At 39.1% G+C, this 26,984-nt stretch carries 23 protein-coding genes; 19 read left to right on the forward strand and 4 right to left on the reverse strand.

Features of this window, described 5'->3' with window-relative positions:
• Window positions 1–479: 479 nt before the first annotated feature.
• Both FJR09_RS24800 and nagZ read left to right on the forward strand, forming a co-directional pair.
• The gene (locus FJR09_RS24800) at window positions 480–1,709 is read left to right on the forward strand and encodes a septal ring lytic transglycosylase RlpA family protein (protein ID WP_015083305.1); all 1,230 of its coding nucleotides are present in this window, start codon (window positions 480–482) and stop codon (window positions 1,707–1,709) included.
• A 201-nt stretch (window positions 1,710–1,910) separates the two neighbouring features.
• Window positions 1,911–2,996, forward strand: coding sequence for a beta-N-acetylhexosaminidase (gene nagZ / locus FJR09_RS18015; protein ID WP_168651275.1), 1,086 nt, complete (start codon window positions 1,911–1,913; stop codon window positions 2,994–2,996).
• 36 nt (window positions 2,997–3,032) lie between these two features.
• On the opposite strand, the gene FJR09_RS18020 is transcribed toward nagZ, so the two are convergent.
• Complete coding sequence (locus tag FJR09_RS18020) at window positions 3,033–4,511, reverse strand: ABC transporter permease subunit (protein WP_168651276.1); 1,479 nt, start codon at window positions 4,509–4,511, stop codon at window positions 3,033–3,035.
• An 802-nt stretch (window positions 4,512–5,313) separates the two neighbouring features.
• Here FJR09_RS18020 and FJR09_RS18025 point away from each other — a divergent pair.
• The 10 genes from FJR09_RS18025 to FJR09_RS18070 all read left to right on the forward strand — a co-directional run bounded on the left by FJR09_RS18025 (window position 5,314) and on the right by FJR09_RS18070 (window position 17,015).
• Window positions 5,314–9,168 (forward strand): Eco57I restriction-modification methylase domain-containing protein, encoded by a 3,855-nt coding sequence (locus FJR09_RS18025; RefSeq protein WP_168654147.1) that lies wholly within the window; start codon window positions 5,314–5,316, stop codon window positions 9,166–9,168.
• 139 nt (window positions 9,169–9,307) lie between these two features.
• Window positions 9,308–10,495 (forward strand): bifunctional 2-polyprenyl-6-hydroxyphenol methylase/3-demethylubiquinol 3-O-methyltransferase UbiG, encoded by a 1,188-nt coding sequence (locus FJR09_RS18030; protein WP_168653598.1) that lies wholly within the window; start codon window positions 9,308–9,310, stop codon window positions 10,493–10,495.
• A 187-nt stretch (window positions 10,496–10,682) separates the two neighbouring features.
• Entirely contained in the window at window positions 10,683–11,168 is a 486-nt protein-coding gene (locus FJR09_RS18035) for an ATP synthase subunit I (protein ID WP_015083300.1), read from the forward strand.
• Between the two features lie 84 nt (window positions 11,169–11,252).
• Window positions 11,253–12,008 (forward strand): F0F1 ATP synthase subunit A, encoded by a 756-nt coding sequence (gene atpB / locus FJR09_RS18040; protein WP_015083299.1) that lies wholly within the window; start codon window positions 11,253–11,255, stop codon window positions 12,006–12,008.
• A 146-nt stretch (window positions 12,009–12,154) separates the two neighbouring features.
• Window positions 12,155–12,400 (forward strand): ATP synthase F0 subunit C, encoded by a 246-nt coding sequence (gene atpE, locus FJR09_RS18045; protein WP_015083298.1) that lies wholly within the window; start codon window positions 12,155–12,157, stop codon window positions 12,398–12,400.
• 186 nt (window positions 12,401–12,586) lie between these two features.
• A complete protein-coding gene (locus FJR09_RS18050) occupies window positions 12,587–13,018 on the forward strand; it encodes a F0F1 ATP synthase subunit B' (protein ID WP_015083297.1) in 432 nt (143 codons plus the stop codon).
• Between the two features lie 153 nt (window positions 13,019–13,171).
• The gene (locus FJR09_RS18055) at window positions 13,172–13,738 is read left to right on the forward strand and encodes a F0F1 ATP synthase subunit B (protein WP_015083296.1); all 567 of its coding nucleotides are present in this window, start codon (window positions 13,172–13,174) and stop codon (window positions 13,736–13,738) included.
• The gene (gene atpH, locus FJR09_RS18060; RefSeq protein WP_015083295.1) at window positions 13,735–14,289 is read left to right on the forward strand and encodes an ATP synthase F1 subunit delta; all 555 of its coding nucleotides are present in this window, start codon (window positions 13,735–13,737) and stop codon (window positions 14,287–14,289) included. Before FJR09_RS18055 ends, atpH begins: the two co-directional genes overlap by 4 nt.
• Window positions 14,290–14,443: 154 nt before the next feature.
• Complete coding sequence (gene atpA / locus FJR09_RS18065; RefSeq protein ID WP_015083294.1) at window positions 14,444–15,964, forward strand: F0F1 ATP synthase subunit alpha; 1,521 nt, start codon at window positions 14,444–14,446, stop codon at window positions 15,962–15,964.
• Between the two features lie 103 nt (window positions 15,965–16,067).
• Complete coding sequence (locus FJR09_RS18070) at window positions 16,068–17,015, forward strand: F0F1 ATP synthase subunit gamma (RefSeq protein ID WP_015083293.1); 948 nt, start codon at window positions 16,068–16,070, stop codon at window positions 17,013–17,015.
• A 136-nt stretch (window positions 17,016–17,151) separates the two neighbouring features.
• On the opposite strand, the gene FJR09_RS18075 is transcribed toward FJR09_RS18070, so the two are convergent.
• Window positions 17,152–18,162: an NAD-dependent epimerase gene (locus FJR09_RS18075; protein ID WP_015083292.1), complete on the reverse strand. Its 1,011-nt coding sequence runs from the start codon at window positions 18,160–18,162 to the stop codon at window positions 17,152–17,154.
• 523 nt (window positions 18,163–18,685) lie between these two features.
• Between FJR09_RS18075 and FJR09_RS18080 the strand changes: the two genes are divergently transcribed.
• The 5 genes from FJR09_RS18080 (at window position 18,686) to FJR09_RS18095 (ending at window position 23,988) form a co-directional block, all read left to right on the forward strand.
• The gene (locus tag FJR09_RS18080) at window positions 18,686–22,078 is read left to right on the forward strand and encodes a phycobilisome rod-core linker polypeptide (protein ID WP_015083291.1); all 3,393 of its coding nucleotides are present in this window, start codon (window positions 18,686–18,688) and stop codon (window positions 22,076–22,078) included.
• A gap of 35 nt (window positions 22,079–22,113) precedes the next feature.
• Window positions 22,114–22,296 carry a hypothetical protein gene (locus tag FJR09_RS24805; RefSeq protein WP_217361132.1) on the forward strand — a complete coding sequence of 61 codons (183 nt, stop codon included), beginning with the start codon at window positions 22,114–22,116 and terminating at the stop codon, window positions 22,294–22,296.
• Between the two features lie 231 nt (window positions 22,297–22,527).
• Window positions 22,528–23,013, forward strand: a complete 486-nt coding sequence (apcA, locus tag FJR09_RS18085; RefSeq protein WP_015083288.1) for an allophycocyanin subunit alpha — start codon at window positions 22,528–22,530, stop codon at window positions 23,011–23,013.
• A 67-nt stretch (window positions 23,014–23,080) separates the two neighbouring features.
• Window positions 23,081–23,566: an allophycocyanin subunit beta gene (gene apcB, locus FJR09_RS18090; protein WP_015083287.1), complete on the forward strand. Its 486-nt coding sequence runs from the start codon at window positions 23,081–23,083 to the stop codon at window positions 23,564–23,566.
• Window positions 23,567–23,781: 215 nt separating this feature from the next.
• The gene (locus tag FJR09_RS18095; protein ID WP_015083286.1) at window positions 23,782–23,988 is read left to right on the forward strand and encodes a phycobilisome linker polypeptide; all 207 of its coding nucleotides are present in this window, start codon (window positions 23,782–23,784) and stop codon (window positions 23,986–23,988) included.
• Between the two features lie 454 nt (window positions 23,989–24,442).
• Here FJR09_RS18095 and infC read toward each other — a convergent pair whose 3' ends face one another.
• Window positions 24,443–24,976 carry a translation initiation factor IF-3 gene (gene infC / locus FJR09_RS18100; RefSeq protein ID WP_015083285.1) on the reverse strand — a complete coding sequence of 178 codons (534 nt, stop codon included), beginning with the start codon at window positions 24,974–24,976 and terminating at the stop codon, window positions 24,443–24,445.
• A gap of 404 nt (window positions 24,977–25,380) precedes the next feature.
• Between infC and FJR09_RS18105 the strand changes: the two genes are divergently transcribed.
• Window positions 25,381–26,316, forward strand: coding sequence for an alpha/beta fold hydrolase (locus FJR09_RS18105; protein WP_015083284.1), 936 nt, complete (start codon window positions 25,381–25,383; stop codon window positions 26,314–26,316).
• A complete protein-coding gene (locus FJR09_RS18110; RefSeq protein ID WP_235082130.1) occupies window positions 26,285–26,452 on the forward strand; it encodes a hypothetical protein in 168 nt (55 codons plus the stop codon). The genes FJR09_RS18105 and FJR09_RS18110 overlap by 32 nt, the downstream gene beginning before the upstream one ends.
• Here FJR09_RS18110 and FJR09_RS18115 read toward each other — a convergent pair.
• A complete protein-coding gene (locus tag FJR09_RS18115; RefSeq protein WP_015083283.1) occupies window positions 26,449–26,787 on the reverse strand; it encodes a BON domain-containing protein in 339 nt (112 codons plus the stop codon). The genes FJR09_RS18110 and FJR09_RS18115 overlap by 4 nt on opposite strands.
• Window positions 26,788–26,984 lie beyond the last annotated feature (197 nt).

The raw sequence follows: 26,984 nt of genomic DNA on the forward strand, positions 1-26,984 counted from the left end.
GATTCTAGTTTGATTGCTTCCCAAAAAATTCCCAAAATTTTCCGCCAACTATCTAATTTACCCTAATCATCAGTCCAGGGATTAACACAAATTTTTTTGAAGTCAAAAATATTTAGTGTAGTTTATGACTCATCATCAATCCGTGTATATTTTTGGGTAACTGCTTGTCACAAATACAAAACCTGATTTTTTTATTAAGTATTAATATGCAAGATGCCTATGTGACTTAGTAAAGTAAATGGCAGGATAAATCGCTATTCATAAGCAAAAGTAATGGAAATATTAGTAATACCTGAAAACTAGATTTAAAACTTTTATTTATTTCAATCTCTATTACGGTATATGATGATCCCAGAGGGTTTAATCATAATTAAGTCTGAAATCACATAGAAATTATGTAATTAAAAAAACTCTCTTTTTATTCAACCTGGGGATTATTTCTCTAGGAATTGTGCATCTATCTGGAGAATAAATAAACTATGATATCAACGGGAATAATATGGGCGACATCCTTCACAGGTGGTACTTTGGTGTTGACAGCAAATTTACCGCTGGGTTTAATAGCTGCATTTTCTCCAATCCAACTTCCAGCCAACTTAGTCAAGCCCCAGGCTCAATTTCTGACCATTTCTCAAGAATATAAAACTGCTTGGCAAAAAACCTTAATATCAAAAACCTCTTTGACATTGGATTGGATAAATAGACGATTATCATCATATCGAGATAGGTCTATGACTCTACCTTCAACAACCTTGAAGGCAAAAGAAACAAAATTTTGTGCCTCTGTGCCAGAAAATATACCTGCACAACCTCACTGGCAAAATTTTACTAACTTTCGACAGATAATATTTACTCAAGTTAGTGTTCCTAAACTAGATTTGTCACCAGCTACTGTTGTGCGATCGCTCGAAAGCTTCTTTAATATCATCAACAATCCAATTGAGCCAAATGGAAGTTATGATTACTCACCAGTATTGATTGTCAAGCGGAATTCATCCAGTTATGAAGTCTGGGTTAATAACAGCTTTGTTGCCCGACTACCTGATCAAATTACAGCTAATGCTTTACAAAACCGCTTACAGCAATTAGTAATATCACGTACTAAACAACCTACGCAATTACAACCAGGTTTAGTTGATAAAACTCCTTCTCTGATGATAGGTAATAGATTACTATTTGCAATAGATCGAAAAATCTCTGATGAACTTGGTCGCAGCGGTGATATTTTAGCAATAGAATGGACGAATAATTTACGAATAGCCCTCCATACTAAACCGCTAACACTGATACAAGGGCAAATGGAAATGTATGGATTACAGTCCTCAAATACAAAACTTTCTGGTATAGCTTCTTGGTATGGTGGCTATTTTCATGGTCGCTTAACCGCAAATGGTGAGATATATAATCAAGATGATTTCACTGTTGCCCATCGTAGCCTACCTTTTAATACCTTCTTAAAAGTAACAAATTTACAAAACAATAAATCCGTGATTGTGCGTGTAAATGATCGCGGTCCGTATATTGCACCAAGAAGCCTAGATTTGTCTCGAACTGCGGCTCGTTGTCTCGATAGTGAACATACTGGAGTCGTAGCTTATCAGGCTGTGGTTTTACAACAAAATGCGCCACAAATGACTTTGAAACCATCTCCACCAAAAACTGAAAATATGGCTAATGCTAAAAGTGAGTTATTAGTTTTTAACTTTTAGTAACCTGGAAGGATAAAGTAGAGAAAATGCGTTGCATAATGGCAGTATGAATTCTGTTTCACGCAAAGAGGCAAAGGAGCAAAGACGCAAAGGTAAGAGTTTTAATTGTGTAGCGTAAGCTATAAGTTCAATCAAGAGAATTTCATACCTGAATTTAGCAACACCAGAAAATACTTTATCCTTTACTTAAATCACCAAATTATGTCAATATCTCAATTATCACAAAGCTTTGGTAATCACCTAATTCTGGGTATTTCTGGGACAAGTTTAAACGATGATGATAAACGGGCGTTAAATGAATTAAAACCGATTGGTGTTATCTTTTTTGCTAAAAACTTTCTTGACGGTGTACCATATCCAGTCTGGTTAGAAAAGTTTAAAACCCTCATTGACGAAGTTCGCCAATATTCTGAACGCGACTCCATTTTTACTACTTTAGATCATGAAGGTGGGCGAGTTGTGCGGACACCTTTACCAATTACTCGCTTTCCTTACGCTTATTTATTGCAATCTCATGCTTATGAAGTTGCAAAAGCCACAGCTTTAGAATTAAAATCTTTGGGAATTAATGTTTCTTGGTCTCCGGTTGCAGATATTTTCTCTAATCCCCAAAACCCAATTATTGGAAGTCGTGCATTTGGAAATACACCGCAAACCGCTAGTGAAGGTGCGCGGGAATATTACCGAGGATTGCGGGAAGAGGGCATTTTAGGTTCTGCTAAACACTTTCCTGGCCATGGAGACACTAGCACAGATTCCCATTTGGAGTTACCAATATTAAATTTGAGTCGGGAAGATTTGCGAAACCGGGAATTGATTCCTTTTCAAACATTAATTCAGGACAAAATTCCGTTAATTATGACGGCGCATATTTTGTTTCCGCAAATTGATCCAGAAGTGCCAGCAACCTTATCTAAAATCATTTTAAATGATATTTTGCGGAAAGAGTTAGGTTTTGAAGGTGTGATAGTTTCCGATGATTTAGATATGAAAGCTGTCTCGGAAATGTTTATGCAGTCGGGAACTGTTGCACGGGCTTTTCATGCTGGTTGTGATTTATTTATAGTTTCTCGAAATATCAATTCTTCTTCTTTGGAAAGAACATATAAAATAGCGGCAGATTTTTCTGATAGTTTGAATAATGGTAGTTTAGATGTAGGAGTTGTGGAAACTGCACGGGAGAGGGTGGAAAAGTTATTGCGGATAACTCCTCAATATCCGGTTTCGACTCTTGATAAGGAGACCTTGGTGAAGAATGCAGAATTAGCTATTAGTTGTTGTTTATAAGGGGATTGAATAAAAATCAGGAGTGTGGGTGATAGCCTACTTACTCATTGGATTCATCCAAATTTCCAACCTGCTAAAAAGTTGGGAACAAATCAAAGTTAAACACAAATAAATTACAGCCACAGCCGCATAAACTTCAAAAGCGCGATAATTTTCCGAAACAATTAATTGTCCTTTTCTAAATAATTCCTCAAACCCAATTACAGCAACTAAACTAGTATCTTTCAATAAACTAATAAACTCATTACCTAAAGGTGGTATCATGCGGCGTAATGCTTGAGGAAAAATCACATAAGTCATAGTTTGCACAGAATTTAAACCGAGTGATTTGGCTGCTTCTGATTGTCCAATTTCAATAGATTGAATTCCTCCACGCACAATTTCCGCAATATAAGCTGCACTATTTAAACTTAACGCAATTACTCCAGCCGCAAGACGATTTAAAGTCAAAGTAAAACCCATCTCTTGAGAAATTGCTGGTAAGCCAAAGTAAATCATAAATATCTGTACTAATAACGGCGTTCCTCGGAAAAAATCTATATAAGCCCTGGCTAAAAAACGCAAAGGTTTAATATGAGAAAGCCGAATTATCCCAATTAGAGAACCGCTAGTTAAACCGCAGAAACCTGATATAAATGCTAATTGCAATGTTACCAAGACACCACTTAATAAAGTTGGTAAAGATTGCCAAAATACACTAAAAGAGTTTAATTTGGCTGTGTTTTTATTGATAAATGGTAATATTTCTGGCAATATTGGCGGTGTAGATTTAAACCATTTTTGGTAAATCTGTTGATAGTTGCCGTTTTTTAAAATCTTCGTTAAACCGTGATTAATCAAAGATAAATAAGGAGAGTTTTTAGCAGTTGCAATTCCATAAAATTCCTCAGTTAGTAATTGTTCTATAACTTTGATTCCTTGCAAATTACCTGTATTAATAGCATATAAAGTTACAGGTGCATCATTAATAACTGCATCTACATTGCCATTTTGTAATTCTTGGAGGGCTAATGGTGCAGAGTCAAAACTGCGAACTTCCCCCCCAGTCACACTTTTAGCTTTTTCTGCGCCAGTTGTGCCAATTTGAACAGCAATTTTTTTATTTTGGAGACTGTCAAAACCTGTAATATTTTGATTATCTGCACGAATAGCTATGGCCAAACCTGCTTTAAAATAGGGACGAGAAAAAGCCACTGTCTTCGCCCTCTCTGGGGTAATAGTAATCGAACTAATCGCCCCGTCTATGGTTTTAGCTTGTAGCGCGGGAATAATGCCATCAAAAGGTAAACTCTGAAATTCTACCCGAAAATTAGCAGCAGTCGCTATTGCTCTCATTAAATCAATTGAAAACCCTGCTAACTCTCCACCTTTACCTTGAAACTCAAAAGGCGGAAATGCAGGTTCAGTAGCTACTCGGAGAATGTAATTTCCGCGATAATTTCCACTACAACCAGCCAATAAACCACAAATTAAGACAATAAGCACACACAACCGACTAAAATCAAATCTTACCATCTCCCCCTCGGTCGCATCATCTGCACTTAGAGTAGTTCATTCACAAGACTACAACGAAGTTATAAATTATATGAACTAAAGGAGGATGAAGAAAGTTAAGATATGTATCTTGTCTGTTGTAAATTTTTATAAAAATTCACGCAAGAACTCAAAAGGATTATCCTCCCAACAAGGTTCGGGTACTAACCAAACCAATTTGCTTTTAGAGGGTGTTTGAAAAGTTATGGTTGATGTATCAACTATTTTTTACCCCACCCTAACCCTCCCCTTGTAAAGGGGAGGGAACTGGATTTTTATTGTTTCCCCCCTTTACAAGGGGGGACTAAGGGGGGTAGCAATGTGATGAAAATTACGGAATACCACTTTTCAAACATCCTCTTAATCTCGTCTTCAATTTCATCGCTATCGTCTCTATCAAATAGTGAAGTTAAAGCTTCCCAATCGCGTTCTCTTAAGGAGTTCAAAGAGCAAACATTTACCGGATATTTTTTGATGAAATATAGGTTTTTGTGAATAATAGAAGATATATTTTTATCTAAATCATAATTTATAATTATTAAATATTCACAGAAAATCTACAAACTACAATCCTGTACATCCTTAAATCCTGGATTAGAGGATTAACAGGATGAAGAAATAGATAATTTAGCTTGATATCATCCATGAATATAAATATTTTGTTGCAAAAGTTTATCCTATATATTACAAATATTTACAATCTAAATGATTTTCATGGGTGTATCATTTCAATATCTATGCTAAAATGAACAATGATTAAATAATAAAAATAAAGTAAATACTTATGTCTAGTTTTGAGCAGTTTCAAAATGATTTCTTCAATATTTTCAATAATCAGAACTTCTATGAAGGCAAAACTTATTTAGAATATATTGCCGAACCACAAACTAATGATGAAGATAACATTGTTGATACTAAAATAGTTTTGCCATTGCTGCTTGCTTTAGGTTTTGATTCAGGAGATATAGCTAAAAATACGACAGGTAATGCTAAAGATAGTAGCCGTCCAGATTTTGAAGTAAAATTAGCAAGTGGTAATATTCGGTGTTTTCTAGTTGAAGATAAAAATACTGCATATAATCTTAAAAAATCTGATCCATTACAACAATTACGTGGTTATGCAACGAGTCGAGGTTATGAACTGGGATTAATTTGTAATGGTAAGTTGCTATTAGGTTATGATTTGTCTAACCCAAGTTATCCAAATCCTGTTTTACATCTTGATATTCAGAAAATAATAGAAACTTATCATTCAACTGGAATTGAAAATTTAACAATTGAACAAAATCAAGACCTAAAAAGTTTATATCGTAGATTTAATCAGCAAAGTTTTGAAAATATTGAGAACTTCATTCAAGACTTGAGTAAACCTGAAAATGAATGGTTGAATTGTGCAAAATCTCAAGATAATACTTCTAACTTTGATGAATTATTAATTGCAGACCTCAAACAAGCTATTAATCTTTTAGAAGAAGATGTTTTATATCAATTGCAATTATCACTGGAAGAATATGATCAATATTGTCAAGCTAAATATTTACCCAATAGTATTGATAAAATAAATATATCAGAAAATGAAACAATAACTAAAACTTTAGAAGGTTTACGGAATAAAATTAAAAATCATCTAAGAGTGTATGGAGTTCTAGAAGTTGAAGAATTTTCTGATGCTGGTGAAAAATTAATTGAATTTGCCGAAAAACCACAAGGTTCGATTCACGATTTTGAACAAATATTTTTAGATAAATTAAGAAATGCTCAAGCCAGAAAACAAGCTCAAAAAGATAAAAAACCTAGTAAAAATCAAAAGGTAGTGCAATTAGATTTAATTCCTAATATTTCCGAATCAAAACAAGAAGAACTAGGAATTAAAATTGCTGATGAAAATAAAATTAAAAAACTTGACCACACTAAGCTAAGTGAAATTTTAAAAGAATATTATAGAATTGTTTTGGATTGGAAAGCATGGGAAGCCAATCAAAATTTAACTCATGCAAATGCAATTAAAATACATCAATATTTTATATCTTGGCGTAATTTAGTTAGTAAAACCATTTTACAAGGTGCGGATGAAGATAAATTAAAAACAGAATTTGCTCGACAAACTGCTTATGTTTATGTCACTCGTCTTTTAATTGTCAGAATTTGTGAAGACAAGAAATTAATTAATCGTAAATTTTCTAATGGAGGGTTTAAATATTGGAAAGAAGAAGTTGAACCGCGATATTTAGATTTAGTGCAAGGAATGTCAATGGATTATCTTTTAGAAATGTCCTATCGTTCTGCTCAAAATATCTATACTCACTTCTTTAATAATGCTGATTTATTTAATTGGTATCGGATAAATTCCAATACTTTAATTAAAGTTTTGCACATCCTGAATGGGTTTAACTTACAACAAATTGATAGTGATATTATTGGGATGGTTTATGGTAGATATGTTGAAGAAGGAAAACATGAACAGGGTAGATATTTTACACCAAAACCAGTAGTTGAATATATTCTAGACTGCATAGGATATAAATCTGATAATCCTGATATTCGTGACAAAAAGTTATTAGACCCCGCAGGAGGTTCTGGGAGCTTTTTAGTTCATGCTGCGCGTCGTTTGATTGATTCCTATCGTTCACGGAGAACAAACACAATTCCCGTTGAAAATGTTCCTGCTATTATTCAACAGGTGAAAAATTGCCTATTTTGTTTAGATATTAATCCGTTTGCTTGTTATTTAGCCGAAACAAATTTATTAATTCAAGTGATTGATTTACTAAAACAAGCGAAAGAAGCAGATAAATTAAAAGACTGTACTATTGATAGATTTAATGTTTATAATACAGATTCTCTTTTATTAGCAAAATCGCAAGAAATTAGAACTACATTACTCAACCCTATTCTTGATTTAGAACTTTCTACGGTTGCTCAAATCAAAACACAAACAGGAATGTTTGCAGATGGTTTTGATTTTGTAGTTGCTAATCCTCCTTATGTTAAAGCTGATGAACCTGGAGCAGATATTTATCGTCGAGAAATCGAAAGTTCTGGACGATTTGAAACACTTCATGAAAAGTGGGATCTTTTTGTTCCATTTATTGAACTTTCTTGTAAAGCTACTAAGGATTTAGGTAAAGTTGGTTTGATTGTTTCTAGGGGTATTCAAACTAATAATTATGGAGAGTTACTCCGAGAATATATTGCTAAAAATCTCACTATTAATCAAGTAGATTTTTTTAATAATGTGCGAATTTTCTCTGATGCTGTTGTTAATAATACGGTTCTTTTTTTAGAAAAGATTCCCCCAGGAGATGATCATCAAGTAAAAAGAGTTTTACACACTGGTTCATTTACACAAATTCAAGAAATTAATCCTTTGAATCAATCTGAATATCAAGGGAAAGTATTTAGACAGTTTGTAGTTAATGATAGTTTTGATGATGTTACTTATTTAGAAGATATTTGTTATTGTACTGTAGGAATGGTCTTGAATGCTGATGAAACCAAAGCTAAAGGAGCATTTAAAAAAGATATTCTTTTAAGTTCACAAGCAGATAAGATTCATTCTAAGAAATATATTGATGGAGAAAATATTATTAGAGAACTAGCAATTGATAATATTCGTTATCTGGAATGGGATACTGAAAGAGTTCCCGGACAAATTCGTAGAGCAACAATTCCTGAATTATATAATTATCCTAAAATTTTATTTGGAATGACTTCATTTCCCACCTATGATCGAGGAATAGCAGAAGGAGATGGATTTTATGTTCCTGATAGTGTGAGAATTTGTGTAAGATGGGATGATGTTTATAAAGTTAAGCGTTTAGAGAAAGAAAAAAGACAGATGTATGAGCTTTCTAAAAAGCGTCAAAAACTTATTGGTGATGGAAAAGGTAAGAAATTACAAATTTATCAATATGCAGAAGAGAAAATAAAAATAGCAGAAAAATTTGATTTAAGATATATTGCTGCTATTCTTGCATCTAGTTTTGGTAAACGCTTTTTACTATTAAACAATCGTGATGAAAATATTATGAGTGTCAATAGTGAAACTCAAATAGCTAAAAGTCGTATATATCCTGATGATTTGAAAGAATTTCCCATTAAAAATATTTCTTTAGAAGAACAACAGCCATTTATTGATTATGTTAATCATTTAATAGAATCGAATTGGAATTTATATACATTGACACAATTAGGACATAAAATTAAGTTCGATTATAGTGATAGTGATCCAACAATCGAAGTTAATTTTCGGCAAGTTTTTGAAAGTCTAAATTTACCTTGTTGGAATTTTTTAAACGCAGAACCGCACAGATTTGAAATTATCGGTGAACGTAATCAAACTATCACGAAAATAAAAATAAAAGATGATAAACTTTTAAATGTTCGTCAAGAATTAATATTTTCAGAAAGTACAATAGTTTTAGAATTTCTGAAAATTTATCTTCAACAATATGAAAAACGGGGCTTAACTTGGACAGATTTAATCCAGGAAGGTAAAATACCTAAAACAGATGAATATATCCAGCAAATATTCGATCAATGTACTCGTTTACAAACAGCAATAACTGATACCATTTCTGATATTCGTTCAACTTATAAACAATTGGATGAGATGGTAAGTCAGCTATATGAACATTAGTGTTATTACGGAATCAATACCCATATCTATAAACAGTAAGGGTTTAGCAATGCTAAACCCCTACGAATAGACAGAATTTATTTTTTGCCCAAAATCCCCCCTATCCGGTAAACTCAGAAATGCTGCGTTATTCCTAATCATGTCTGACTCCCAAGTAAGTGCTGCTGTTGCGAAACTCTACGATACCTATCCATTCCCTCCCGAACCCATCCTCGACGAACCACCACCAGGTTACAATTGGCGTTGGAATTGGTTAGCTGCTTATAGCTTCTGCACAGGTAGAAAACCGCAAAGGCAAGATATCCGCATTTTAGATGCTGGTTGTGGTTCAGGAGTCGGAACAGAATATTTAGTACATCTCAACCCGCAAGCGCAGGTAGTCGGAATAGATTTAAGTGCTGGTACATTAGAAGTAGCAAAAAAACGTTGTCAAAGTTCCGGTGCTGACCGTGTAGAATTTCATCATCTGAGTATCTATGATGTAGAACAGATACCAGGACAATTCGATTTAATTAATTGCGTTGGTGTGCTTCATCATTTACCAGATCCCATTCGGGGTATTGAAGCATTAGCGAAAAAACTCGCCCCCGGTGGAATAATGCACATTTTTGTGTATGGAGAATTGGGAAGATGGGAAATACAACTCATGCAAAAAGCGATCGCTCTCCTCCAAGGTAACAAAAAAGGCGACTATCGTGATGGTGTCCAAGTCGGACGAAAAATATTTGCCTCATTACCAGAAAACAACCGCATTGTCAAGCGAGAAAAAGAAAGATGGGCAATGGAAAACCAGCGAGATGAATGTTTCGCTGATATGTACGTCCATCCTCAAGAAACTGATTACAATATTGATACATTATTTACATTAATAGACGCTGCTGGTTTAGACTTTGTGGGGTTCTCAAATCCTGGTTTTTGGCAATTGGAAAAGCTTCTAGAAAAAGCACCAGAGCTAATTGAACGAGCCGAAGAATTAACAGAACGTCAACGTTATCGTCTCGTAGAATTACTGAATCCCGAAGTTACCCATTACGAATTTTTCCTCAGTCGTCCTCCCCTCACCAAAACCGATTGGTCAGCAGATAACACATTACTAGCAGCTATTCCTGAACTTAACCCTTGCATAGATGGGTTTCCCAGTCAATGCTTATTTAACTATGATTATCAAATTATTAACTTAACAACAGCAGAATTTGAATTTATGCAAAAATGTGGTAACAATGCCACAGTGGCTGAAATTTTAGCCCAAGTCGAGCTAGACTTAAACGGAGTAAGACATCTCCTCAAACAACAACTACTCTTACTAACCCCCGGCGAGAGGGTGTAAAGTGCAGGGAGCAAAGGAGTCCGGGGAGAAATTCCTTCTTCTGATTCTTGACTTCTGACTCCTGACTCCTGACTCCTGACTTCTGACTCCTGACTCCTGACTCCTGACTCCTGACTCCTCAAAAAATAAGTTAATTGTTTTTTTCTAAAGTAGTGTTACCGGATCGTGATATGATTCAACTGACTGAATGTACAGTCATCTCATATTAGCTGTACTGGTTTCAAGTCTCGTGAGCTTGTCAGAAGAATCAATTGCACCGACTCAGACAACACAACAAGATGAGAAATCTGGTTTTGCTCAAACAGAACCAGTAACCTCTTCCATGCAAGAGTTCTATCAACTCTATCAGAAGTTGCTAGTCATCACACTTGTGTTGACGGGGATTATTTTTATCTCTGTGTGGATTTTTTATTCCTTAAACATAGCCCTAAATTATTTGATTGGGGCGTGTACAGGTGTGGTTTACTTAAAAATGCTGGCTAACGATGTCGAGAGACTTGGTGGTGAAAAACAAAGTTTGAGTAAAAATCGTTTTGCTCTGATCATGATACCGATTATATTGGCGAGTCAATGGCATCAGCTACATATTCTGCCTATATTCTTGGGGTTTCTCACCTACAAAGCTACCCTCCTCATCTATATGGTGCAAACTGCATTCATTCCTGAAGCTTAAAGTTGTAGAGGTAAAGCACAATGCTAAACCACTACAGACAATCCTCCAATCCTCGATTTTTGGGGAAAACCTTGAAGAACGCCCATGCTTAGTGTATTAAACGCTTTTAACGCTTTTCCCCTCGCCGAATTAGAAGTAGGTCATCACTTCTTGTGGCAACTGGGCAGTCTCAAAATACATGGGCAAGTATTTCTCACCTCATGGTTTGTGATTGCTATCCTAGTAATAGCATCACTAGCTGCCACCAGAAACGTCCAAAAAATTCCTAGCGGCATCCAAAATTTGATGGAATATGCCCTAGAATTTATTCGGGATCTAGCGAAAAACCAACTCGGAGAGAAAGAGTATCGCCCCTGGGTACCATTTATTGGTACGCTATTCTTGTTTATCTTCGTATCAAATTGGTCAGGAGCATTAATTCCCTGGAAGCTAATCCACTTGCCTTCTGGTGAACTAGCCGCCCCTACCAACGACATCAATACAACCGTCGCATTGGCATTGCTAACCTCCTTGGCGTATTTCTACGCTGGATTTCGCAAAAGAGGTTTAGGCTACTTTAAGAAATATATTGAGCCAACACCAATTCTGTTGCCAATTGCCATTCTCGAAGATTTTACCAAGCCCCTCTCCCTAAGCTTCCGGTTATTTGGAAATATATTAGCGGATGAATTAGTAGTCGCGGTATTGGTATTGCTCGTGCCTCTCTTTGTGCCTTTGCCAGTAATGGCTTTGGGTTTATTTACTAGTGCCATTCAAGCCCTAGTATTTGCTACCCTAGCCGGGGCATATATTCATGAAGCCCTAGAGGGACACGGCGAAGAAGGACATGAGGAGCATTAACGCCCTCAGTTGATCGCCCAGTTAAAACGAGCAAATTCGCTCAAAACATCGCTACAGCGATTTGAGAACCTAGTACAGTGTGAAAAACACATATCTAGTTGTTACGTACATTTGTAATTTTTGTAGTTAAAGCAAGGAAAATCGTCATGGATCCAATCGTACAAGCTGCTTCAGTTCTAGCTGCTGCCCTCGCTATCGGTTTAGCTGCAATTGGACCTGGTATTGGTCAAGGTAATGCAGCCGGTCAAGCAGTAGAAGGTATTGCTCGTCAGCCCGAAGCAGAAGGCAAAATTCGCGGCACACTACTTTTAACATTAGCCTTCATGGAATCCTTGACAATTTACGGTTTGGTAATTGCCTTGGTATTGCTATTCGCTAACCCTTTTGCCTAAGACCGAAAAAGTTTTGTTAGTGTAGAGACGTGAAAGATGTCACAGACAGCGAAAAGCTGGACATCTGCACGCCTCTACAAACTGGCAACTTATCGCTCATTAGTCAGAACGGGATTCGTAAAATTATCAAAGGCTGGATCATCTTACTAGCCAAGAAAATTAGTATTCCAGCCAAAGAGGAGAGAAATGTTTGATTTCGATGCTACCTTGCCATTAATGGCATTGCAATTCCTGTTGTTGGCAGCTTTGTTGAATGCAATTTTCTACAAGCCTATGACCAAGGTATTGGATGATCGGGATAATTATGTCCGTACCAATAACCTTGATGCTCGTGAACGCTTGGCTAAAGCTGAAGCATTAGCTAAAGAGTATGAGCAGCAACTATCATCTGCGCGTAAGCAATCTCAATTGACTGTAGAAGCTGCCCAGAATGAAGCTAAGAAAATTACAGCACAAAAAATAGCTGAAGCTCAACAGGAAGCCCAAGCTCAACGCGAACAAGCTGCTAGAGAAATAGAGCAGCAAAAGCAAGCAGCTATGGCAACCCTAGAAGCACAAGTTGATGCCCTCAGCAACCAGATTCTAGAAAAACTATTAGGACCTGCTTTGGTGAAATAGTTCTAACTATATCACCAAGTTGGTGCTACGAAAGCATAAACACATCAGGGCTTATGCCCAAAAATGTGGCGAAATTTAAGTGTCCAAAACATTGGCACTTTTTTCCCTGTCGGGAAAAATCAACGAATTACCAAGCGAGCAGCGCACTTGTAGATGGCTAACATGGGCAATATTTTATTACTTGCCGCAGAAGCTGTTAACTCTGAAATGGCAGAAGGCGCAGCAGAAGGCGGTTTCGGTCTAAACCTAGACATCCTGGAAACCAATCTAATTAACTTAGTAATTCTGATTGGCATACTATTCTACTTTGGACGCAAAGTTTTAACCAATATCTTGAATGAAAGACGCTCCGGTATTGAAAGCGTTATTCAAGATGCAGAAGGACGCTTGCGGGAAGCACAAACTGCTTTGGCAAAAGCCCAAGGGCAGTTAACCCAAGCACAGCAGGAAGCACAGAGAATTACTCAAGTAGCTGAACAAAATGCTCAAGCAGCTAAAGAAGCTATTTTAGTTAAAGCGAATCTGGATGTAGCCCGTTTAAAAGAAACCGCAGCATCTGATTTGAATGCAGAACTAGAAAAAGCTATCTCCCAACTTCGACAAAAGGTAGTTGCACAAGCACTGCAAAAAGTGGAAGGACAACTCAAGGGTGGTATTAGCGCAGATGCTCAACAAATTCTAATTGATCGTAGCATCGCACAACTGGGAGGCGAGATATGAAAAGTGATGCAGCAACCGCTGAAGTATCTCAGCCTTATGCACAGGCACTGTTATCCATTGCTCAATCTCAAAACTTAACAGAAGAGGTTGGGGGAGACGCACGGACTTTCTTGAGCTTATTAACAGGGAGTCAAGAACTCACAAGCTTTTTGAGCAATCCCTTTGTCAAGCCAGAGAACAAGAAAAATGTCCTCAAACAATTACTTGGTGAAGGTGTAAACCTCTGCCTCCGTAACTTTTTACTGCTGTTAGTTGACAGAAGACGGATTGCTTTCTTAGAACCAATTTTACAGCAGTATTTAGTGCTATTACGCCAACTAAATCAAACTGTATTAGCTGAAATTACTTCTGCGGTTCCGTTGACCCAAACCCAACTGCAAGCAATTACAGAAAAGGTAATTACTCTGACCAAAGCTCGTCAAGTGGAATTAGCCACAAAAATAGACAGCGATTTAATTGGTGGTGTAATTATCAAAGTTGGTTCTCAAGTAATTGACGCTAGTTTGCGTGGACAAATACGTCGTCTTTCTTTGCGTTTAAGCAGTAACTAAAAAGTTCTGATAAATGTCAGTAGTCATTAGTTAATGGTCAATAGTCAATAGCTAATAAAAAACAACTGACAACTGACCGTTCGGCTGACGCTCACGGCGAAGCAACTGACAACTGACAACTGACAACTAACAACTAACAACTGACAACTGACAAATGAGTATTTCCATTAGACCTGACGAAATCAGCAGTATCATCCAACAACAAATCGAGCAATATGACCAAGAGGTTAAAGTTGCTAACGTTGGAACAGTGCTACAAGTTGGTGACGGTATTGCCCGGATTTATGGCTTGGAAAAAGCTATGGCTGGGGAACTCCTAGAATTTGAAGATGGCACAATTGGTATCGCCCAAAACTTAGAAGAAGATAACGTTGGTGCGGTACTGATGGGCGAAGGTCGGAGTATTCAAGAAGGTAGCTCTGTAACCGCTACTGGTAGAATTGCCCAAGTAGGCGTAGGTGACGCTCTCATTGGTCGCGTTGTTGATGCTTTGGGTCGTCCTATTGATGGTAAAGGTGATCCAAAAACAACCGAAACTCGGTTAATTGAATCTCCTGCCCCTGGGATTATTGCCCGTCGGTCTGTACATGAACCGATGCAAACAGGGATTACCGCTATTGACTCCATGATTCCCGTCGGCCGTGGTCAACGGGAATTAATCATTGGCGACCGTCAAACTGGTAAAACTGCGATCGCTATTGACACCATCATCAACCAAAAAGGTGAAGATGTAGTTTGCGTTTACGTAGCTATCGGTCAAAAAGCTTCCACCGTTGCTAACGTAGTTCAAACCTTACAAGAAAAAGGCGCGATGGACTACACAGTAGTTGTTGCGGCTAACGCCAGTGACCCAGCTACCCTCCAATTCCTCGCACCCTACACAGGCGCTAGTATTGCTGAGTATTTCATGTACAAAGGCAAAGCGACCTTAATCATCTATGATGACCTTTCCAAGCAAGCACAGGCTTATCGCCAAATGTCCTTGCTCCTCCGTCGTCCACCCGGTCGGGAAGCCTATCCTGGAGACGTATTCTACATTCACTCTCGCTTGTTGGAACGTGCTGCTAAACTCAGCGATGAATTAGGTAAAGGCAGTATGACTGCTCTACCTATCATTGAAACCCAAGCTGGTGACGTATCTGCATACATTCCTACCAACGTAATTTCCATTACCGACGGTCAGATTTTCTTGTCTTCTGACTTGTTTAACTCTGGTATCCGTCCCGCTGTAAACCCCGGTATCTCTGTATCCCGTGTAGGTTCTGCGGCGCAAACCAAGGCAATGAAAAAAGTTGCTGGTAAAATCAAACTAGAATTGGCTCAGTTTGACGACTTACAAGCTTTCGCACAATTCGCTTCTGATTTAGACAAAGCCACTCAAGACCAGTTGGCGCGTGGTGTCCGTTTACGGGAACTCTTAAAACAGCCCCAAAACGATCCTCTCTCCGTAGCTGAACAAGTAGCGGTTCTTTACGCTGGTATTAACGGTTACTTAGATGACATTGCAGTTAATCAAGTAACTAGCTTTGCCCTAGGTCTACGTGGCTACTTGAAGAATGTTAACACTGCATACTTCCAAGGCGTACAAGGTAGCAAAGCTCTAGGTGATGCAGAAGAAGCAGCTTTGAAAGCCGCTCTTACCGAATTCAAAAAGACCTTCCAAGCAGCAGCGTAACAGGTAACAGGTAATAGGTAGTGGGTAATAGGTAATAGCAATAACTTTTACCCAATTACCAATTACCAATTACCAATTACCAATTACCAATGACCTAAAAATTATGGCTAATCTCAAATCAATACGCGATCGCATTCAGTCGGTCAAAAACACCAAAAAAATCACAGAAGCCATGCGGCTTGTAGCAGCGGCGAGAGTCCGTCGCGCTCAAGAACAGGTAATTGCTACCCGTCCCTTTGCAGACCGTTTGGCGCAAGTATTATTTGGCTTGCAAACCAGATTGCGGTTTGAAGATGTCAACCTCCCCCTACTGAAAAAACGCGAAGTTAAAACAGTCGGTTTGTTGGTAATTTCCGGCGACCGGGGTTTGTGTGGTGGTTACAACTCTAACGTGATCCGCCGGGCTGAAAATCGGGCCAAGGAACTCAAAGCTGAAGGTGTAAACTATACTTATGTATTGGTTGGCCGCAAAGCTACTCAATACTTTCAACGCCGGAATCAGCCTATTGATGCCACCTACAGCGGTTTAGAACAACTTCCTACCGCCGCAGAAGCTACAAATATTGCTGATGAACTACTTTCTCTCTTCCTTTCGGAAAAAGTAGACCGGATTGAGCTAGTTTATACAAAATTTGTCTCCCTGGTTAGTTCTCGTCCCGTAGTCCAAACCCTTCTCCCTTTGGATACCCAAGGTTTAGAAGCAGCGGATGACGAAGTTTTCCGTTTAACTACCCGTGGTGGTCAATTCCAAGTGGAACGGGAAAAGGTAGCTAGTACAGTTACCGCTTTACCTAGTGACATGATTTTTGAACAAGATCCAGTGCAAATTCTGGATTCTTTGTTGCCATTATATCTGAGCAATCAGCTATTACGGTCATTACAAGAATCAGCAGCTAGTGAACTGGCCGCACGGATGACAGCGATGAGTAACGCCAGCGAAAACGCCGGTGAATTGATTAAAACTCTATCTTTGTCTTACAACAAAGCCCGTCAAGCCGCAATTACCCAGGAACTTCTGGAAGTTGTCGGTGGTGCGGAAGCGCTTACTTAACTTGGTGATTGGTGATTGAAGCCATAAAATAAACTATGGCCAATCATCAATTACTAATTTTTAACCAAGGAAAATGATATTTGTCCATCTTCAAGACGGAATTTATAGAAAAGCTAAAGAGTCAATATTTTTGCATTTAAACTTGGTAATATGACCGATACCATACAACAAATCGCTCAATACCCACTTCAATCGAAGTATTGGGTTTAAAACCAATATCTTGCACCAAATCATCAACATCAGCATAAGTTACAGGTAAATCACCAGGTTGTATTGGTAGCAGATTCTTTTTGGCTTTCATACCCAAGTAATTTTCTAGGGTTTCGATGAAGTTCATTAATTCAATCGGCTGATTATTGCCGATATTGTAATTTTTATATGGTGCATAACTTGTCGCGGGGTCAGGTGCATTTCCCGACCAATTGGGATTCGATTCAGCAACTTGATCAATAACGCGAATTACACCTTCAACAATGTCATCAATATAAGTAAAATCGCGTTTCATTTTACCATAATTAAAAACATCAATTGGTTGTCCTGCCAAAATTGCTTTAGTGAAGAGAAACAATGCCATATCAGGACGACCCCAGGGACCGTAAACTGTAAAAAAGCGCAATCCTGACGCTGGCAAGCCATACAAACTACTATAAGTATGTGCCATTAATTCGTTGGCTTTTTTGCTGGCTGCGTATAAACTAACGGGATGATCTACATTGTCGTGAACGGAGAAAGGAATTTTTGTATTTGCACCGTAAACTGAACTGGAAGAAGCAAATACTAAATGTTGTACATTTGTATGCCGGCAACCTTCTAGAATATTGACAAATCCTACCAAATTACTATCTACATAGGCGTGGGGATTTTTTAATGAATAGCGCACTCCTGGTTGTGCAGCCAAATTTACAACTTTATCAAAGTTTGATTCAATGAATAATTTGGGGATACTTTCTCTGTCTGCTAAATCTAATAAATGGAAGCTAAAACCTGGTTTTTCTAAAAGTTGTTTTAGTCGATCTTTTTTTAAAGTTACATCGTAATAATCATTGAGATTATCCAAACCAATAACTTCATCGCCCCTTTCTAGTAAGTGTTTACTGAGGTGAAAACCAATAAAACCAGCCGCACCTGTAACTAAAATTTTCGTCATAATTTCACCACTGTAATATATATGGAGATTTACATTCTCCGTTTCTGCGTAAATTTTGTAACTTGTTAAGATAAACAATAATACTTAATAAATAATGTTGTATTTAATACTCATTTAATTTATATTACGTAATTTACTTCTGATATCAATCACCGAAATAGAGAATATAGCGGTTTACCAACCCGTTACTAATATAGCATTCTCATTTTTGCCTCCCGTCTGTCCCCTGGTTTTATGAATAAGTTTAAGAATCATCAGAGTACAGAATGTAGGATAAAATCTATATTCATCCCAGAAAATGGAAGTATGTATCTTCTTGAATATCAAATTTAGATTACAGATTCGACATACTTCTTAATAAACCAACAGTGTAAACGCAAAACGTTCTAATCTGAAAATCGACCGAGTTAATTTACTGGGTTTTAGAGGCGTAACATTCATAAATACGCAAAAATGTCAAGCCTTAAAATAAATAACCCAGGCTGAACAGATAAACAATTATGATAGGAGTCTTAAAAATCCCATGAGTGTTAAGGCAAGCGGTGGAAGCTCAGTTGCGCGTCCGCAACTATATCAAACCTTACCTGTCGCCACCATTTCCCAAGCGGAACAACAAGACCGCTTTTTGGGAAGAGGTGAACTAAGTGAACTTGGCAGTTATTTTACCTCCGGGGCAAAGCGGTTAGAAATTGCCAAAATTTTGACAGACAATTCCGAAATCATCGTTTCTCGTGCGGCTAACCGGATTTTCATTGGTGGTTCACCAATGGCTTTCTTAGAAAAGCCCCAAGAGAAAGAATTGGCAATGGTTGGCGCTGGTGCTAATGTCCAAGAGGGCATGAAACTAGGAACAGTCACCTACGTTGAAAGTAGTGGTGGTTTCTTTGAAAACCTCCGTTCTATCTTCAATACTTCTGCTGGTGGACCAACACCTCCAGGCTTTAGACCTATTAACGTCGCTCGTTATGGGCCTAGCAACATGGCCAAAAGCTTACGTGACTTGTCTTGGTTCTTGCGCTATGCCACCTACGCCATTGTCGCTGGCGACCCCAACATCATCTCTGTAAATACCAGAGGTTTGCGGGAAATTATTGAAAATGCCTGTTCTGGAGAAGCAACCATCGTCGCTTTACAAGAAATCAAAGCAGCGTCCCTGTCTTATTTCCGTAAAGATGCCGCAGCCACAGAAATTGTGACTGAGTACATGAATGTGTTGCTGACAGAATTTAAAGCACCAACACCTTCTACTAAAGTTCGTCAACGTCCTTCCGGTGACCAACAAGGGTTACAACTGCCACAAATTTACGCTGTGGCCGCAGAACGTCGTCCCAAGTACGCCATGAAGCCCGGCTTGTCTTCTAGCGAAAAGACAGAAATCATTAAAGCGGCTTACCGTCAAGTATTCGAGCGCGATATTACCCGTGCTTATAGCTTGTCTATTTCTGACTTAGAATCGAAAGTCAAAAACTGCGAAATCTCCATGCGGGAGTTTATTCGCCGTTTAGCTAAATCTCCCCTTTACCAAAAACAGTTTTATCAGCCTTTTATTAACAGCCGGGTGATTGAATTGGCTTTCCGTCACATTTTAGGACGGGGACCAAGTAGCCGTGAGGAAGTGCAAAAATATTTTGCCATTGTTTCCCTCAAAGGTTTGGCAGGTTTAGTTGATGCTTTGGTAGATTCTACCGAATACAGCGATTACTTTGGTGAAGAAACAGTTCCCTACATTCGGGGTCTGGGTCAAGAAGCCCAAGAATGTCGTAACTGGGGACAACAGCAGGATCTGTTTAAATACAGTGCGCCTTTCCGGAAAGTTCCTCAGTTTATTACAACTTTTGCTGCTTACGAACAACCATTACCTGACCAACATCCCTACGGTTCTGGTAATGACCCCTTGGAAATCCAATTTGGGGCGATTTTCCCGAAAGCAACCCGCAACCCCAGCAGCAGCCCTGCACCGTTTAGTAAGGATACTCGCCGGATCTTGATTCACCAAGGTCCTGGTATCAATAACCAACTCAGCAATCCTAATGCTCGGAGTGTAGCTCCTGGGACTTTGGGCGCGAAGGTGTTCAAGTTAGACCAGTTACCTGGAACTATTGGCAGAAAAGCTCCTAAGGGTGTAAGTGTCAAGTTCTCGGAAAGTTCTACCCAAGCGGTAATTAAGGCTACTTATCTACAAGTTTTTGGTCGTGATGTTTACGAAGGTCAACGGCTGAAAGTTGCAGAAATTAAGCTGGAAAACGGCGATATCACCGTCCGCGAGTTTGTGCGGATGTTGGCGAAGTCGGATTTATTCCGGAAGATGTACTGGACTTCTCTCTATGTCTGTAAAGCCATTGAGTACATTCACCGTCGCTTGTTAGGTCGTCCTACCTATGGTCGGGAAGAAAACAATAAGTATTTTGACATCGCTGCTAAGAAGGGCTTTTATGCGGTCGTTGATGCCATTCTGGACAGTGACGAATACAGCCAAGCATTTAATGAAGATACAGTTCCTTACGAACGCTATCTAACTCCTGCGGGTGTGTCTTTACGTCAATTACGTGTGGGGACTATCCGCGAAGATTTGGCGAATGTTGAGAAACAGGAAACACCTCGCTTTGTGGAATTGGGTACAGTCACAGAAATGCGGACTGAACCAGATATTGAGTTCCGCATTAACCAAGGTGTTACTAAGCAACGTGAGCAAACCAAGGTCTTTAAACTGACAGCAGTTAAAAATGACAAGGTTGCGGCGGAAACTGTGATTAGCGGCGCTTATCGGCAGATTTTCGAGCGCGATATTGCTCCTTACATCTCTAAGAACGAGTTCACGGTTCTAGAAAGTAAGTTGGTGAATGGTGAAATCAGCGTTAAGGAATTTATTCAAGGTTTGGGTTACTCTAGCCTGTACCTGAAGGAGTTCTACACACCTTACCCCAATACAAAGGTAATTGAGTTGGGTACTAAGCATTTCTTGGGTCGCGCTCCTATTGACCAAGCAGAAATTCGTAAATACAACCAAATTCTCGCTACTCAAGGGATTCGGGCTTTTATTAGCGCGATGGTTGAAAGTGCTGAATATGGTCAAGTGTTTGGTGAAGATACTGTTCCTTTCCGTCGCTTCCCCACTTTACCTGCGGCTAATTTCCCCAATACCGAGAAGCTTTACAACCAGCTAACCAAGCAAAATGATGATTTGGTTGTTCCTAGTTTTGAAACTGTGAAGCCCCGGATTAAAACTGAGAATACGCCAATTCTCGCCAAGGCGATCGCTGATTTGGCAGCCCAAGCCAAGAAAATGGACAAGACTAAACCCTTGTTTATTGAATTGGGTCGTTCTTTCAATGATGGTCGTGGTCAATCTGTAGAAGTTGGTGTTGGTACAAGCCGTCGCAAACCAGCCCGGATTTACCGTGCTACCACTGGGACAAATTCCCCCGAAACCAATCAGGTCATTAATGCTATCTACTGTCAGGTAATGGACGTATTTAGCGGTCAAGTACCTGCTTATTTCCGCCGTTCTGACTTGGATAGCAAATTGCGTAACGGTGAAATTACCGTGCGTGAGTTTGTTCTCGAACTAGCCAGTTCCGAAATCTATCGCAAACGTTTCTACGCGCCTTATCCCAACACCAAGGTAATTGAATTCCTCTTCCGTCACCTCTTGGGACGCGCACCAGCTACCCAAGGCGAAATCCGTCAATATAACAAATTATTGGCTGATAGCGGTTTAAGGGCTGCTGTAGAGGCAATTGTCAACAGTCCTGAGTATGCTCGTTACTTTGGTGAAGACGTTGTTCCCTACAAACGCTATCCATCTTTACCAGCAGGTAACTACTTGGGTAGTGTTCAAGCTGAAGCTGACTTGGTGAAACAATCTTGGTCTAGCTTGTCTCCTTCTGTTCTCACAGGTGGTCTTCCTAATAGATAGGTGACAGGTGACAGGTGACAGGTGACAGGTGACAGGTGACAGTAGAAGAAGAAATGGAGCAGGGAGCAAGGGGGAAAATTCGTCTCCTCTGCACCCTGCACCCCGCCCCCCTGCCTCTTTTGCCTGTTCCCTGTTCCCTGTTCCCTGTTCCCTGTTCCCTGTTCCCTGTTCCCTGTTCCCTGTTCCCTGTTCCCTGTTCCCTGTTCCCTGTTCCCTGAGAATGAGCAAATCTGAAAATAAGTGTTACAAAATATTAAGAGCAGTAATAAATGCTCAACATAATACTGGACAATATTTTGCGGGAGGTAATTGAGTTTTCCACCTGGTTTACACCAAATCCAGTCAATCTGGCTAGAAATGTAAATCAAGATGTAAATTCAGTACCAACCATATAAATTCGTACCAGTTTAATCAAATTCTGGTTCCATTAGTTTTGGAGGAATCCATTAATGAGTATCGTCACGAAAGCTATCGTGAATGCTGATGCAGAAGCTCGCTACCTCAGCCCCGGTGAATTAGACAGAATCAAAGGTTTTGTTGCTGGTGGCGCACAACGTCTTCGCATCGCTCAAGTATTGACCGAAAACCGCGAACGCATTGTTAAAGGTGCTGGCGACCAACTGTTCCAAAAACGTCCTGATGTTGTTTCCCCCGGTGGTAACGCTTACGGTCAAGAAATGACAGCTACTTGCTTGCGTGACTTAGACTACTACTTGCGTCTTGTTACCTACGGAATCGTTTCTGGTGATGTTACAGCCATCGAAGAAATCGGTATCGTTGGTGTCCGCGAAATGTACAAATCTTTGGGTACTCCCATTGATGCAGTTGCTGGTGGCGTTGCCGCTATGAAGAACGTTGCTGCTACCTTGTTGTCTGCTGAAGACTCCGGTGAAGCTGGTTCTTACTTCGACTACGTTGTTGGTGCAATGCAGTAAGTTTTAGCTGTTTTTTGGCTCAAACTAAAACTGTGGCAATAAGGTTGGAAATAAGGAAAAAACAACAATGCAAGACGCAATTACCTCCGTTATCAATTCTTCAGATGTTCAAGGTAAATACCTTGATACCGCTGCTCTCGAAAAGCTAAAAGGCTACTTCGCTACTGGTGAACTGCGCGTTCGTGCAGCTACAACCATCAGTGCTAATGCTGCTGCAATCGTTAAAGAAGCTGTAGCTAAATCCTTGTTGTACTCTGACATCACCCGTCCCGGTGGTAATATGTACACCACACGCCGTTACGCAGCTTGTATCCGTGACTTGGATTACTACTTGCGTTATTCTACCTACGCTATGCTTGCTGGTGACGCTTCCATTTTGGATGAGCGCGTATTGAATGGCTTGAAAGAAACCTACAACTCCTTGGGAGTACCCGTAGGCGCTACTGTTCAAGCTATCCAAGCTATGAAGGAAGTAACCGCTAGTTTGGTTGGTCCTGACGCTGGTAAAGAAATGGGCGTTTACTTTGACTATGTCTCCTCTGGCTTGAGCTAAGAGTTAGCTTTGCACTTAGTCATATAGGTGCGGCTTTGTTAAGGTCTGGAGATCAATCATGATTGCTAGAAGGTTCTCTTGCTGATTGATTGTAAGTGTTATCAGTCTAGTATTGATGGTTGATTTCCAGCCTTGGAAAAAATAATTAAAGATTTTGACTCAAGATATTTGAGATAAAAAAGTTTCTAAAACAATATCAGGAGATTTGAAACAAAATGGCTCGTTTATTTAAAGTAACTGCTTGTGTTCCCAGCCTAACTCGGACTCGCACCCAACGCGAATTACAAAATACTTACTTTACTAAGTTAGTTCCTTATGAAAATTGGTTTCGTGAACAACAACGGATTCAAAAAATGGGTGGCAAGATTGTTAAAGTGGAATTAGCAACTGGTAAACAAGGTACTAATACTGGTTTGTCTTAATTTCTATAAATCAAACATTATTTTATTTTGATTTTATCAGGGGTCAGTAATGACCTCTTTTTTATGTTGAGAATTTCATATCAGAGAATGTCAAAGAGCGGATTTCTTCATCAATTCCTGAACTTGAGCCGCTACCAGAGGATTTGGATCTGTTTTTAATGTTTTTCATTACTATCCGGCATTTTTTCCCGTTCCACAATTCCGTGTTCTATCAGCCGCTGGAGTTTTTCCTGTGGTGGACGGCGATCTAAAATATGCAATAACATAGCAAAAGTCCTGAACAACTGAGTATTATTTTTCCCACTCAGCCTTCAGGACTATCATTTTAGAATAAATTGACATAAATCTAATTATGGTTGAATGCTGAGGGAATGGGAAAAATTTCCCTGGGGTCAATTTTAGATCCTATTATTCACTAATTCATACAGCACTCATTACCAGGTTGTTGACAAGATTATTTTTTGGGTGAAATCAGCATCATCATATTCCGCCCTTCTTTCTTAGGTGCTTGCTGAAGTTCACCAAAAGGCTCTAAATCCGTAGCCATCCGTTTAAGCAGCGTTTCTGCCAAGTCACTGTGTTGAATTTCCCGACCTCGGAACATCACAGTAGCCTTAACTTTATCGCCATCTTTGAGGAAGCGTTCAGCTTGCTTAACGCGCACATTATAGTCATGTTCTTCTATTTTGTAGCGCATTTTCACTTCTTTCACATCAGCCGTGTGCTGCTTCTTCCGGGCTTCCCGCGCCTTCTTCTCCTGCTCAAACTTATATTTCCCATAGTCCATTATTCGACACACTGGCGGATCAGCCTTGTCACTAATTAGCACTAGGTCTAATTCCTTTTCCTCTGCTAATTGTATCGCTTCCTGCGGAGTTATAATTCCCAGTTGTGCGCCATCAGTGTCAATCACCCGAATTTTCGGGAAGCGAATCCGTTCGTTAATTTGGGGCAGATCGCGAGTTCTTTTTTTCTCAATCACAGGCATTATGATTAGTGGCAGCTCTATTAGTTAAGATTTTGGACTGGTCTTGAATTTAGTTAGTTTAGTTTGATATGCCATTGAAGGCAAAATACAACAGTAACTCAGAATTGGAAAATGAATATCCCTCTCTAGTGTAGCAAATTTATAAGAGAAGTTTAATCAAGTCGTTGACTGTATAGCCTGACTCTGAGTTGATTCCACTGCATTATTTAACGTAAATTACATGATATTTGACACTAATAACTATTGTTACAATTTTCTTCTGAGATACATAGAGGTATGATATCTAGAAGATGTTTCCATGATAGCAAAATTAGGTATACATTGAAGCTAACCAAATATAATGTAACATATTAAGAAAGAACGCACAAAATTAATAGTTTCCAACTAATCAGTAAGAGATAACTGTGACTACCGTAACACATTGGCAGCAAAGAGTTGGTAATCAAAGGGATTGGGTGTGGCGTGGTTGGCAAACCCGTTATACTTATATTCGTCCTCCCCATGATTATGCAAAAACAACACCTTTAATTTTACTTCATGGTTTCGGCGCGTCCATTGGTCATTGGCGACATAATTTAGAGGTTTTGGGTAAATCTCATCCGGTTTACGCCTTAGACATGATTGGTTTTGGGGCTTCGGAAAAGGCTGCAACTAGCTACAATGTGGAACTGTGGGTAGAGCAGGTTTACGATTTTTGGAAAACCTTTATTCGTCAACCAGTGGTTTTAGTGGGTAATTCCATCGGTTCACTAATTTCTATAGTCGCAGCCGCTAACCATCCTGATATGGTAAAGGGGATAGTGATGATGAGTTTACCTGATCCTAATTTGGAACAGGAGATGATCCCGACTGCTTTACAACCTCTTGTTAGCGGGATTAAAAGTATATTGACTTCCAGATTAATACTAAAACCGATATTTTATTTTGTGCGTCGTCCTGGTGTGCTGCGTCCTTGGACTAGTTTTGCTTATGCCAATCCTGAAGCTGTTACTGATGAACTTATAGATATTTTAGCAGGACCGCCCCAGGATAGGGGATCTGCCCGTGCCTTTAGAGCCTTGTTTAAAGCGACAACGGGGGTTAATTTTAGTCCTAGTGTCAAGAAGATTTTACCAAACTTAACAATTCCTATGCTGTTAATTTGGGGGAAAAAAGACCGATTTGTGCCACCAAAACTAGCAAATCAATTTGTTGGCTACAATGAAAAATTGCAATTGCTATATTTGGAAGATGTCGGTCATTGTCCCCAGGATGAATCACCAGAACAAGTTAATCAGGCGATTTTAGATTGGATTGGTAATTCGTCAGTTGTTAGTAGGGGCGAAGCATTTGGAAGATAAATTATCGGTCATTGCCAAAAATAGTTCTCCAAATGCTTCGCCCGTACAGTTGTCAGTTGTCAGTTGCAAAAAATATATTTCTCTCCCCTGCTCCTTGCTTCTTCTTTTGACTAAAAAATTATTCAGTAAATTTTAATTAGTATTAACTTGCGTTGTATCAACATCTGTAGTGCCATCAACGGTGTGAGCTACAGCAATTAGTTGATTAAGAATATCTTGGGTGGGAACTTGACCTTTTAGTACCACAGTGCTACCTGTTTGAGCAACCCAAATAGTGTCAATATCATCAAGGTCAGGATCTTGATCAAATGCTAATGCTACGCGCTTGGCTAAACCACTTTGGTCATATTCTCCATTTAATCCCATGCGTTCTGGCTCTGTTGTTTGTGTATTAACATCATCGCTAGAAGTTCGATTAACTTGGCCGCTTTCCGATTGCTCTAAGCCAAACATTCTTTGTAACCAACCCATAAATACTTTGTTCCTGTCAATTTTCACTGCTGATGACAATATATGGCTTTAATTTCAAGGCTGCATCTATCTTTGAAAATAGATAACTTTTCCACAGGAACGGAATGATTGTAATTATTAAGTATAAAATAAAAATTCAGACCGACAATGCAGCGTAGTCGAAACTCGCTTTGCAGTCGTCAGTAACCCAGCCCTAA

The sequence above is a fragment of the Dolichospermum sp. UHCC 0406 genome, assembly GCF_009712025.1.
Classification (GTDB): Bacteria; Cyanobacteriota; Cyanobacteriia; order Cyanobacteriales; family Nostocaceae; genus Dolichospermum; species Dolichospermum lemmermannii.